Genomic DNA, 12363 nt, shown 5'->3' with positions numbered 1-12363 from the left:
GTTATACCTCTCTTGGGTATTTCTTTCTTTTGGTGCTTTCTCTAACGGGATCAGGCTGCAAAAAGTAGGCCTTTAAAACTAAAAAGAACCCAAATGTGGATAGTACACACACCACGCACAACCATAGATTTTCCTGAATAAAATTCAATAGACTGCCCATTTTAGGAATGACAAATACTACTTTTCCTCGCACACGATCTGCTAAAATCGGCGGATCATTACTCTTATTGGCATCCCCTTTGGTGACGATGTAATCTCCGGCTTGACCATTTAATTGGTCCAAACGCTCCACCATTCTATGGGTCAGGTAACGATCTCCTTCCCCCACTTGAAAAGTGACAATGTCTCCCGGTTTAACTTGGGAGCCGTCGGTCATTTTTACCAGTACAATGTCTCCTGAATAAAAACCGCCTTTGGGAGAATTTGGTTGCGGCGCCATAGAATCAGTTAGTACCTGATAAAAGCGATGGCCTAAAATAGCAGCATTTGACTTCTCGCTAAACGCAAACATCACGGAGCTTAGTAAGATACCAATGGTTAAGGTATAGAAAAATAGATTGTATATAAATAGAAAGATTTGCCGATGGGTGGATTGCTTAGCCTTCTGCAAATTGTTTGCGTGTTTTCTTGGACTTGGTCGCGGTCTTGGTGCCGGCCACTCCTGATCATATCTGGCATAGACTGGTTGGCTTCTTCCTGGATGCGGCGGTCGATACTGCCTTGAAGGGCCTTGGCGATAGGCAGTTTTTCTATAATCCGGTGACCGCTGTCTAGAATATCTATTCCTCTGATACGAATCCTCATTAGGTGGACGCGGTCCATCATGATCACGTACCGGTCGTGAATTATTCCAGTAATCATCATTTCTTGAAGTTCTTCGATCGGAAGAAGAAGGTGGATGATCTGGCATTTGTCGATTTTCCTGACGATCTCGTGGACGGTACTCTCGTGCTCTCGTCATGGCTTCCCTCCATTCATTGCGCTGCGCGATCTCCAGACAATTGTTTCGCTGGCCGCTGTGCAGCCTCTGGAATTGTAGTAACTTTTTGCTTCTTCTCGTTTGTCTGCAGCCTTCGTATTGCTTCTTCTTGGCTTGATTCTTCTGCTTCCTGAACGGGCGGAAGTTCTCTTATCTCAGAAGATGCTTCTGTTACCTCTTGATTCGGTTCTTGGTCGAATTGCATCAATTGATACGTCTCAATCAATGCATTTAGCTTTTTATCATACGACGTATCTGTAGCATATTTGCCAGTTAACCCTTTGCTTGCTTCTTGACAGGTTGGCGCATTTTCTTTCCAAGTAGATTGATAAAATTCAGCATTCCCTGAGATACCATTTCGCAATAAAGCGGCATAATCTTCTAAGGACTCTTTATAGCTGGGATACTGTCGAAAAGCTGCTTTGATCGTATACAGTTGGCCATTCCCATGATCCTCTTGGGTATTAAATGAAACATTCTTCCCTTGATAGCTTCCTTTAATTCCAAACAAATTATGATAAGGCGGTCGGGCTAATTGGCTGTTGCCTGATCCTGTTTCCAATATGGCCTGCGCAATCATCACAGAAGCGTAAAGCTTTTCCTTCCAAGCGATTTCCTGCGCATCTTTGGCAATGACCTGGATAAATGCCTCAGTGGTTTGACTCTTTGTGACTGAAAATTGATAGTTTTCTTCGATCTCTTCTTCAGGTAAAATTACGCGCTCTTCAATGCTTGATTCAGGAACAGCTGCACTCGATTCTTCAGTTGCTTCATTAACAGATGTGGACGAAGCAATCGATTCTGTCGTCTCACTTGTGGAAATTTCTTCTATAGAAGATGCTTCCGATACCTCAGCTTCAACCGATTCTTCGATTACCTTACTAGTATTACTTTCGCTTTCAGTACTTGAGGGTAAGCTTTTTTCTGAAGCAGTGGACTCCTTCGTTTCGGCTGATACAACTTGTTTGATAGGTGTCTGATAACCCGCAGCCAAGCAAAAGCTTAATCCGACACCGCACAGTATGACTTTACTCTTCATTTGGCTTCCGCCTTTCCTGTGGAGGATAATTACGCCCTGAGCTTCGCGGTCGTTTTTGTCTAGCCGCTGTCTGCTTCAGCTTCAGAAGTACATTGTGGTAATACAAGGCCGTCATTTGAAAATACAGAGCTAGAATCATTAGTAATAATAGAAGAAACAATTGACTGACGGTTACCACCTCTTGAAAATCAGTGAAGTAAAAAAAGATTCCTAAGATAGCAACTCCTGCTAATACCATTAATGAAAAGAGCCAATAGACCCAGTACCAAAAGGTGTACCATTCAATTTTTTCCTGCAATGTTTTCATTTCTCCTTGTTCCCCTCTTGGACAATGCCTAAAATTTGTTTTTCTGAAACTAAGCCGAAAATTCGACTGTCTTTAGAGATAGTCCGATTGTCTCCCAAGACAAAATAATAGCCCTTAGGAATCGGTTTGTTTGATACATCACTCCAGTTGAAATCTTCTGTCTGATAAGCGAAGGTGTCGGCTATTATTTCCTGATTAACTAGCAGCTCTCCAGCTTGATAATCGATCCGTTCTCCAGGCAAACCAATGACTCGTTTCAAATACAGTTCAGTGGGTGCATCTGGTGGATGCAGCACTACTACATCAAATCGCTCCGGTTGATGGTGGGATTTCACTTGAACAACCTCTTGCTCCCAAAAGGTTGGCTTCATGGATTCTCCACTGACAAAGTATTGAGGATACAGCCAATAGTACGTTCGGAAAGCACCAAGAAAGACTAAGTAGCAAAGAACAAATATCCCTGCCAAATTCAGAGTTAGCCTCCATTGACGAAAGCTTTTTGAGGATTTTCCGCCTCAGCCTGCCTCCTGAGCTGCTTTAGCTGGTGCAGCCTGCTTTTCTCGAATCATTCGTTCTAACAATGCACTCTCCCCTTGAAGAAGATCAAAGTAAGCCGCCTTGCTTAGTAAGTTGTCATAATCCATTTTCATCAGCTTAACGTAAGGCTTCCGAAACCAAGGACGAGCATGTACCCTTGCCCGAGATTCAATCACCTGACACTCGTACAAAACAAAGTGAATATCCCGAGCCGAAAGATTGGCCTTAATTTGTTTCACCTGATCCCGTTCGTAGATTAACTTGTTCCCCGTAACGGTCATTTTTTCAGTTTTGTTAATCAACTCTCCGTTTAAATGCCACATTTGTTCTAGGAAGCGAGCCTTTTGTAATAGATAGGTATACTCGCGCAAACTGATCTTAATTCGTTTATCCCAGTCACTTTCTTCAGTACTTTTTTGATCAAAGTATTGAATACCGCTATAAAGCATGGAAAGCTCCAGTTTTTCGATGACCAGCTCCAGCTTTTGATTAACTGCTCGAAGACGGGCCTTACTTTGACTTTCTTGCCGTCTCTCCTCGGTTTCTATCCGATCCACTGCTAGCGGAGAATCCTCAAACGCTTCAGCTGTCTTTTCAACTGAAACAGAATTTTCTCTTTGTGATATTTGATTAACTGGTTCAGAAAAGTGCTGTTCAGCTAAATCCAATAGCAGCTGTTCAGCTCGCTCTAGGGCATTTTCGATAGTCGCTGGAAACTGCTGCTTTAAGCTGTCCTCTAAATGAATAGCAAAGGGAAAGCCTGATTCTCTAAGTGCCAACGGAATAAAGTCAAACCGATAGACCTGTCGCCCGTATTTCGGTTCCTCAGTTTGAGCTTTAACCCAAGCAAACTGAGGGAAAAACTGATGCAAAGCTTGCCAGAAAGATAGCCAATCCAAGGTTTCAGAAACTAGCAACAACTCAATGTGGTAGCTGCTATTCATCAAACCGAATAATTGCTCAAAATGCTGGTAAATTTTTTGTCGTTGGCTGTCATCTAAGGTTCCCTGCGGAGCGTACAAGTATTCGCAGGCCCGTTCAATTTCTTCTAACAACGATTGTGTCGCCAATTCCTGCTGCATAATCGGGGCTGGAGTTGGATAAAGGGTAAGTTGATTCTGTGATTGCTTCACCGAAAAATCGCCCCTCTTCTATTCGTCTTCCAATAACGCATCGCTATTAGCTAACAAACGTGCGAAAAATTGAGTCGTTTCTTCTTGAACCGAACGCAGGCGTTTACGGTAGTTTTTAATCTCCTGCTTCATTACGCGTAATTCCAATGAAGCATCATGAATCACTTGATGTGCCTCCTGTTCAGCCTGACTCCGAATTCCCTTCGCTTCATACTCCGCTCGTTCTAAAATTGCTCGTTCCTGTTTCTTAGTTTCGATCAAAATAGTAGCCAATTCGGCTTTCATATCTTCACTTTCTTTTTTCGTTCTCTTAAGTTCCTCGACCTGTTGTTGTGCCTGGCTCAAGGCCTCCATTTGATCAGTCTTACTCGTAGTCATATCAGCCTTTAACTGCTGGATTTGATTCGACAGTTCTTGAATCTGGTGATCCTTTTTAGTGTGTAGGCTTTCCGTTTCTTGTTGTTTTTCCTGCAGCTGTTCGGTCTTTGCTTTTTGATGCTGCAAGGCTTGATCCTTCTCTGACAAGGCGGTTGCCATTGTCGCCATTTCTGACTGTTTGACCTCCAACTGATGCTTCAATTGCGTGATTGTTTCTTCTAACCGTTCAACCTCTTGCTGCAACGGACCCTTTTGATTTTCTCGAGCTTCCTCTTTTGGTTCCGAAAAAGCGCCTTTCTCGTTATATCTAGTATCTAGTTGTTCTAGGTTAGCAGAGGCTGTACGATGTCTGGAACGCGGCTCATCAGGATCGTACTCCCGATAGTTTTGTATTGGCCGCTCGTATTCTTCCTCTGGATAAGGCTCATACCTATAATCATCCTCATATTCTTCATCGTACTCATCGTAAAAATAGTCATCCTGATTTGTTTCTTGATAACTATCCTTTTTCTGTTTGCCAAAACCAAACATGCTGCTTCCTCCTTTATTCACTAGCTATCAAATACTAATTTTTGATAATTCCTTTAATTTCCTCTATACTTTGAAAGAGCGCAAAAAAGCCACTCACTTTTCTTAGTCTTAAGTAGACTAAGAAATGCGGGCGGAATGGTTGTCTAGATAACAAAAAAAGAGTTGTCATTGACGGTATGTGACGGCATAAAAATTAATAAAAGAATCTGCATCGCTCCAAAATTATTATCCTTTTTAGCACTCAGTATATTTGTGAGTAAAATGGATAATAGTTCCGGAGAAATCGCTTACTTCAAAAAAAGTAAAAAAAACCACCCCAAAAAAAGAAATGTCTTTTTTTGAAAACGATTTATCTGATCGCTTTTTCCATTTGATCTACAACAATGAAACGTTGCTCCATCAATGCTGCAGCATAAGTATCCAAGGTCATCTGAGTCGAGCTATGCCCCATCAAGGCACTAACACTCATAATATCGCCTTTGCTTTCAAGACAGCGAGTCGCAAAAGTATGTCTCAGCTGATGGAAATGAATTTTAGCTAGTTTGGCCTTTTCTCGAATCCGATGAAAATGGTAGGTTATCAACCTAGGCTCTACGGGCTGTTCATTATCGGTAAGAACAAATTTACCCTTTGCCCGCTGCTTTTGCTCTAGCAAAGCACGCTTTAACATCTGACTCATCGGGATGGATCTAGTCGATGAGGCGGTTTTCGAACTGGTATAAATCAATTCCGTTTTCTTTCCATTAAACAGACCAATGATTCGCTGAACGGTTGAATGAACATGAATCAGATTGTTCTCAAAATCAATATCTTCCCAGGTAAGTGCCGAAATCTCGCCAATTCTTAGTCCAGCATGCAGCGCCAGCAAAGTTGGGAGCCCTTGACCTTTTCTTCCCGATAAAGCGGCGGTCTCTAAACGTTTTTGTTCCTGCTTTGTAAGCGCCTGATTTCTATTTTTCACTAGCTTAGGCAACCGTACTAAAACAAAGGGGTTCTCCTTGATCATTTTCTTTCGTATCGCCCGATTGATACACTGTTTAGTAATACGAAAAACAGCATGAATTGTCGAAGGCTTTAACGCACGCTTTTCCAAGTCCTTTAAGAGGATTTCTGCCGCTTCTTCATCTAGCTCATTTAATCCGTATTCCCCAAGAATGTTCAGTACGTAATGGGTTAACTTATGCTCATAATTGGCGTAGGTAGACTGTTTAACATCAGATTGTATCTCCTGCAGCCACAGAAATGCCCATTCATTGAAACTGATCGCTGTTTTTCCTTTACTATTTTGAATAAGCTGATAATTTAGTTTTAAAGGATAAAGCTTTTCACGCACTTCCTTCAAAGTCTTCCCATAAACCGACCCATACTTGGTCTTTCCATTTGCTTTTTTACCTTTTGGATAGCGCCCCTCCCAACGTTTGTCTTTGCGACGATAAATATTTTCTCCTCTACGCATACTACATTTCCCTTTCTGTTTCATGAATGTGACGATTTTTTTGACGGCAAATAGAGCACTCATTTTTCTTGTATTTTCTTAAATAAACACCGAATTTGGATAGTAAGGAAACTTGTCTAAGAAATTATTTTAATTATTTTTTTTAAAAGATATTGCGTATTCTTGCTTCCTCATCTATAATTAAGCCTGTTAAGATTCTATAAATGAAAAAAACTCATAATTAACGTACTTTGTATAGCTTGGTCTACTTAAAACCAGGAAATAAACTCACACCCCTTCCATTTGTTTATTCTCACCTTAATTTAATTTTTTTCATCAAAAATTAATATACCAATTTAGTATTTTTTTATCAAGAACCTATAGGAAATCTGTAAGGAACTCGGTAAGTATTTTTTTTGATATTTTAACTTAAAAGCTTGTTAAAGATTTCGAAACCCTTGAAAGCGTTAAATAATCAATAGATATACTAAAACACGCTCAAGAGAATTCTTTTTCTCTTGAGCGCATTTTTATCTTGATTCAACATTATCCTTAACAAAAAAAATCCAAAGGTTAGGTTTTCAGTCTAACTTTTGGAAGTCGGTATTTTTTAATCCATCAGCCTTATTCTTCCTTCAACCTGTTAATCTGTTCAATACTTAATTCGGTTAATTCAGCAATTTCTTCTGGTTTCATGCCCATTTTTAAGAGATTTGCTGCAATTTCCAGTGCCTTTTTATTTTCACCTTCCTTGTATGCATAATCTATTTCGGCTTTCTTTATAGCCTTGGCCTTATCGATTCGCATAATCATCTTCTTTTCCTCCTCATCGAGTTAGTAAAAATCAATTCGTTTCTTTGCTATTTTGATATAGTCTGGTCCATTCTCGGTCACTTCGCCTGTTTTGAAAAAATATTGTTAATTATATAGGAGACGATGCTCTTGTTCTTCAGACTAAAAAAGCAGAGGATTCGTGAAGTTTGCTGGTTCCTTGCCAAATAAATACGAGAGGGCTTAGCACCGATCCCTCTCCAGTGCCTTTCCTCCAGCAAATCTGTGCATCAAAATTGCGCTAATAACGATTGAGATCAGTCAGCTTTGTTCTCCTTCAACTCGTTGATCTGTTCAATACTTAATCCAGTTATTTGAACAATTTGTTCTGGTGCCATGTCCAATTTCAAGCAGTTTGCTGCAACTTCCAACTTTTCTTCCATCTTTCCTTTCAGCTCTCCTTTCTCCATCCCTTCCTTACGTGCATAATCTATTTCAGCTTTCTTTATTGCTTTGGCCTTATCAATTCGCATAATCATTTTCTTTTCCTCCTCATCGAGTTGATAAAAATCGATTCGTTTCTTTGCTGCTTTGATATACTCTGGTGCGTTTTCGGTTACTTCGCCTGTTTTGAAAAAATATTGCCAATGAGATAGGAGACGATGTTCTTGTTCATCAGACTTGGAAACAGAAGATTAGTGAAGTTTGCTGGTTCCTTGCCAAATAAATACGAGAGGGCATAGCACCGATCCCTCTCCAGTGCTTTTCCTTCGGCAAATCTACCCGGAAAAACTTGCACTAACAATGATCAAGATCAGTCAGCTTTGTTCTCCTTCAACTCGTTAATCTGTTCAATACTCAGTCCGGTTCCTTCAGCCACTTGTTCTGGTGTCATACCCATTTTTAAGAAATTTGCTGCGATTTCCAGCGCCTTTTCATTTTCTCCAATTGTCCTTCCTTTATTGTGTGCATAATCTATTTCGGCTTTCTTTATTGCTTTGGCCTTATCGATTCTCATAATCATTTTCTTTTCCTCCTCATCGAGTTGGTAAAAATCAATTCGTTTCTTTGCTGCTTTGATATAGTCTGGTGCATTCTCGGTTACTTCACCTGTTTTGAAAAAATATTGCCAATGAGCCAAGGGACTGTTCGGTTCAACATTTTTGTTCTTTAGACTAAAAAAGCAGAGGGACAGTAAGGGTTGCTGCTTCCTTCCTAAATAGAGACGAGCGTTCTTGTCATTGCGAAGACTAAAGCTTTGAAGTGCTTCTTCGTCTGGATCAAATAAGTGAAAATCTACTATATTAATGCCGTAGGTAGGACATAATCCAGAAAAGTTGTTGTTTTCGATATAGTCTTCGGCTTCCTCATCGCCATATGGAGAAATGTAGGCTTTCACTAAATAAAACAAGGCACGTTCTTCAAAAAACTCGTGGGGTTGCACCTGCATCTCTTATGCAAAGCTTTACATAAGAAATGTTATGAAAAGTAAATAGTTATGTAAAGTTGAGTGAACAGACGTTGATTTGTCAATGTCTATTCACTTTTTTTCTTCACATAATGAAAGATGGTGGTACAGTTGATTTGTATCCAAATAAAAGAAAAGGAGGTTTTTACATGGATACCGATCAGATTGTTCCTACTATGAATCAACTTATCAAAAAAATGAAAGGCGATGGATATTCCGACAATACACTGGATCATTTTTTATGGATTGGTCATACTTTTGAAACTTTCTGTGTTAAGAGAAATATTCAGAAGGTGAACTCTAATGAAGCTCGAAATTTTTTTAAAGAATCCTTCGACTTTGATTTAGATGCCCCTAACTGCCAATTACAATTTACTCTTCGCCGCCCCGTACTTTTACTGTTTGAATTTTATCACACTGGAAATTACTTATTAAGACATCACAACACGGCTTATACAAATATCCCTACTGCATTTTTAGATTTTTATTTAGAATACAAAGATTTCGTAGATAATTTAATCACTTGTCAGAAGCAAGCAAAAAAAAATAAGTTATGGACAATGGGAAAATTCCTTCTTTTTTTAGATAAAAACCGGGTCTATTCATTTAGAGAACTATCTACTACACTTGTCCATCAATTCATCAATAGTTTAGAAAGCTCTCCAAATACTAAGGATTTACATCGTGGAAATCTTAGACAAGCAATTGATTGGATGTTTGATAAACAAATTTGCCCGTTTTCTGGGTATTCTATCTTTCCAGTTATCCATTCTAGTCAGAGATTATCTATATTATCTTATTATAGTAAAGAAGATATGAGAAAAGCATTTGATGTTATCGATATAAACTCTGTTCAAGGTAAACTTGAAATGGCAGTTATTACAACTCTTTATTATACTGGAATACGTGCATCTGATTTATTAGAGATGACGTTTGCGCAACTTGATTGGGAAAACGATGTTTTCTTTATCAGGCAAAAGAAAAGCGGCGAACCTCTGACACTTCCATTATTGCCCGAAATGAAATTTGCCTTGTTAGATTACATTAAGAACAGCAGAAAAGCGGTCAATGAGGACTTGGATCATATTTTTTTAATTAGCTGTGCTCCCTATCACAAATTTTCTATTGGTGGAATTTCTTCTATCGTTAAACGAGTCTTTCTAAGAGCAGAAATTGATATTACTGGTAAGCATGCGGGGGCCCATGCCATGAGACATTCACTTGCGACAAATTTGATGCAGGAGTCAGTTCCAATTAGCGCAATTTCTAATGTTCTAGGACACAAGCAAATAAGATCGACAGAGAAATATCTGACCATTGACGAAACCAAATTAAGAGAATTTTCTTTGGAGGTGCCTTATGTCTTTTTATAATTATAAGTTCGCCGAACCTTACAACGAACCATTTGAGCGTGTTATTCAATACAAACGAGGAATAGGTTATGATTATGGCGACTGCTATGTTGGTTTTTATAGACGAATTGCAAAATTTCTCAGTCAGTTTAAACCAACGAAACCAATTATTACACAGGAAATGTATGAGAAATGGTGCGAACAAACTGACAATGAAGGAAAAGTCTACCATAACATGCGAATCAAAGTACTCTGTGATATTTGTCATATATTAACTGACATGGGTTATCCAAATATTTATATTGATCCATTTGAACCGAGATACCTGAAAAGCTCTTTTGTCCCTTACATTTTTACTCACGAGGAGATTATCCGTCTATTTGATAATCTAAAAAAGATCGTCAATCAAAAGGATTATTCAAATGATGCGTTTACCTTATTATTCATTTTGTACTACTCTTGTGGTCTGCGTCGCTCCGAAGGACTGCATTTACGGAAAAAACATTGTAAAGTGGATCAAGGGATTATTGAAATCATTGATTCTAAAAATCATATAAGTCGAATCATTCCATTATCTGATAGTGTGCATGCACAATTACAAAGCTATATGACCTCTTACAGTTCCCACTTAGAACCTAACCAATTCATTTTTCATCACCCGAATTCTTATGACGAACATTATTCTATAGGGTCTCTATATCGTAGATATAGGAAACTACTAGTAGACTCTTACATTCCATATCGACAGGGCGGTAATTTACCTCGAATTCATGACTTACGTCATACGTTTGCCATTCATGCGCTTGAAAAGGCAGAAAAAGAAGGAATTGATCTTTATGCCGCACTTCCTTTATTGTCTGTTTATTTAGGACATGAACACCTGACTCAAACTGAAAACTATTTACGACTAACCGTTCAGCAACATAAAAATGTGAGCACAAAAGTGAAAAAGTATATCGGTAACTTGTTCTATCAAGGAGAGGAAGATTGACATGCATGGCTTTTCATTTTATGTGATGAATTATTTTTCAAGTTATTTAACTAAATTCTTAGGTTGCTCAAAAAAGACTATTGAATCTTATCGAGACACTTTCGTGCTCTTTTTTGACTATTTAGCAACGCACGAAAGAATTACTTCTGACAACATAAAGCTAGAAGATTTTAATGAAGCAATCGTTGAAAGGTTCCTCAACTATTTAGAAGAAAATCGTGGAAATAGTATCAATACAAGAAATCAACGCTTAGGTTGCTTAAAAAGTTTTGCGAATTATTTAAAACGAAAAGAGTTTGCCTTTTTGAGTCAATGGGAAAGAATAACAGACATTCCTAGCAAAAAAAAGATCACTCAACAAATAGCATATTTAACAATAAAAGAGTTAAAAATACTTTTATCTATGCCTGATAATACTACTAAAAAGGGGCGCAGAGAAAAGGCGTTATTATCCTTTATGTATGATACAGGCTGTCGCGTTCAAGAGATAATTGAGACCCAAATATGTAATATTCGCTTTTCTTCGCCACCTTCAGTGGAGGTTCTTGGAAAAGGCGCTAAATATCGTCAAATACCTTTTTCATTAGAAGTCCGTGACTTACTGAGGGAATACCTTAAAGATCAAAATCTGAATATTTCTTCAGAACAATACGTCTTTCGAAATAATGTAAATAAGAAATTGACCCGAGCAGGCGTCCAGTATATATTGGATAAAAATATCCAAAAAGCTCGACAGGAGAATCCACACTTATTTCTCAAAAAAATTTCCAACCATAGTTTGAGGCATAGTAAAGCCATGCATTTGTTGGAAGCTGGGGTTAATTTGATTTATATCCGAGATTTATTAGGACATGCCTCAGTGAATACGACAGAAATTTATGCAAGGGTAAACCCAGAAATAAAGCGAAGGATATTGGAAAAAAACTATTCAGAAGTTCATTCTGATACAAAGTATACGGACGAAAAAAAATCAGAATTGGTTGAATGGTTGAAAACTTCACTTTAGTTATGTAAAGTAAAGAGCATCACGATAGTTGATCTACGGGCACTATTTTGATGTTCTTTACATAACTATTTACTTTTCATAACATTTCGATGGTTACCTGACTGCCGTCTTCAGCCACCGCCAGTACATCTACTTCGGTTCGCATAATTTTCATCGTGTCATGGGTCTTCTTGTAACTGTCAATGTGATAAGTTTCTCGGGGTGTCAGTGTTTTGAATTCTTTGCCCAGCATATCCTTGACGAAAGCCTTTAGGATAACACCAGAATCCTTAGACGTTAGCATCTTGCGGAATAACAGATCGTTGGTAGGTGTATATTTTTGCATGTGTTCCATCCTTTCGCTGATCGCGAAAGAGTCACCTTAAGTATAGCATGGTGAGTTTTTGCGATCAAAATCATTAGATTTTTTTGAGTCGTTCATAGCGAACTGCTCATG

The 12363-nt window shown here is 38.7% G+C and carries 14 protein-coding genes; 3 read left to right on the top strand and 11 right to left on the bottom strand.

The genetic code is table 11. The features are described from left to right. Window position 1: 1 nt before the first annotated feature. From I588_RS00350 to I588_RS00300, 10 genes are all read right to left on the bottom strand, one after another. The gene (locus I588_RS00350) at window positions 2–961 is read right to left on the bottom strand and encodes a signal peptidase I (protein WP_010756930.1); all 960 of its coding nucleotides are present in this window, start codon (window positions 959–961) and stop codon (window positions 2–4) included. A 13-nt stretch (window positions 962–974) separates the two neighbouring features. Then, window positions 975–2018: a glucosaminidase domain-containing protein gene (locus I588_RS00345; protein WP_010756929.1), complete on the bottom strand. Its 1044-nt coding sequence runs from the start codon at window positions 2016–2018 to the stop codon at window positions 975–977. Continuing rightward, a complete protein-coding gene (locus I588_RS00340; RefSeq protein WP_010756928.1) occupies window positions 2008–2325 on the bottom strand; it encodes a hypothetical protein in 318 nt (105 codons plus the stop codon). Before I588_RS00340 ends, I588_RS00345 begins: the two co-directional genes overlap by 11 nt. Continuing rightward, window positions 2322–2783, bottom strand: a complete 462-nt coding sequence (gene lepB, locus I588_RS00335) for a signal peptidase I (RefSeq protein WP_034693470.1) — start codon at window positions 2781–2783, stop codon at window positions 2322–2324. The genes I588_RS00340 and lepB overlap by 4 nt, the downstream gene beginning before the upstream one ends. A 57-nt stretch (window positions 2784–2840) precedes the next feature. Next, the gene (locus tag I588_RS00330; protein ID WP_010756926.1) at window positions 2841–3995 is read right to left on the bottom strand and encodes a hypothetical protein; all 1155 of its coding nucleotides are present in this window, start codon (window positions 3993–3995) and stop codon (window positions 2841–2843) included. An 18-nt stretch (window positions 3996–4013) separates the two neighbouring features. Continuing rightward, entirely contained in the window at window positions 4014–4904 is an 891-nt protein-coding gene (locus I588_RS00325; protein WP_010756925.1) for a coiled-coil domain-containing protein, read from the bottom strand. A gap of 349 nt (window positions 4905–5253) precedes the next feature. Beyond that, on the bottom strand, window positions 5254–6360 hold the full coding sequence (locus tag I588_RS00320; protein ID WP_010756924.1) for a tyrosine-type recombinase/integrase: 1107 nt from the start codon (window positions 6358–6360) through the stop codon (window positions 5254–5256). Between the two features lie 603 nt (window positions 6361–6963). Then, window positions 6964–7152: an RpnC/YadD family protein gene (locus I588_RS00315; protein ID WP_010756923.1), complete on the bottom strand. Its 189-nt coding sequence runs from the start codon at window positions 7150–7152 to the stop codon at window positions 6964–6966. Between the two features lie 275 nt (window positions 7153–7427). Continuing rightward, entirely contained in the window at window positions 7428–7649 is a 222-nt protein-coding gene (locus I588_RS27785; RefSeq protein ID WP_010756922.1) for a hypothetical protein, read from the bottom strand. A gap of 275 nt (window positions 7650–7924) precedes the next feature. Further along, entirely contained in the window at window positions 7925–8560 is a 636-nt protein-coding gene (locus I588_RS00300; protein ID WP_081638594.1) for an Rpn family recombination-promoting nuclease/putative transposase, read from the bottom strand. Window positions 8561–8727: 167 nt separating this feature from the next. Here I588_RS00300 and I588_RS00295 point away from each other — a divergent pair, with 167 nt between their 5' ends. The 3 genes from I588_RS00295 to I588_RS00285 are packed head-to-tail and all read left to right on the top strand — an operon-like array spanning window position 8728 to window position 11927. Beyond that, on the top strand, window positions 8728–9951 hold the full coding sequence (locus I588_RS00295) for a tyrosine-type recombinase/integrase (protein WP_010755493.1): 1224 nt from the start codon (window positions 8728–8730) through the stop codon (window positions 9949–9951). After that, window positions 9938–10921 (top strand): tyrosine-type recombinase/integrase, encoded by a 984-nt coding sequence (locus I588_RS00290; protein WP_010755494.1) that lies wholly within the window; start codon window positions 9938–9940, stop codon window positions 10919–10921. Before I588_RS00295 ends, I588_RS00290 begins: the two co-directional genes overlap by 14 nt. 25 nt (window positions 10922–10946) lie before the next feature. After that, window positions 10947–11927: a tyrosine-type recombinase/integrase gene (locus tag I588_RS00285; RefSeq protein ID WP_211219390.1), complete on the top strand. Its 981-nt coding sequence runs from the start codon at window positions 10947–10949 to the stop codon at window positions 11925–11927. 76 nt (window positions 11928–12003) lie between these two features. On the opposite strand, the gene I588_RS00280 is transcribed toward I588_RS00285, so the two are convergent. Further along, a complete protein-coding gene (locus I588_RS00280; protein ID WP_010756920.1) occupies window positions 12004–12252 on the bottom strand; it encodes a hypothetical protein in 249 nt (82 codons plus the stop codon). Window positions 12253–12363: the final 111 nt, after the last annotated feature.

This window comes from Enterococcus pallens ATCC BAA-351 (assembly GCF_000407485.1).
Classification (GTDB): Bacteria; Bacillota; Bacilli; order Lactobacillales; family Enterococcaceae; genus Enterococcus_A; species Enterococcus_A pallens.
This window is presented reverse-complemented; position numbering and strand designations above follow the sequence as displayed.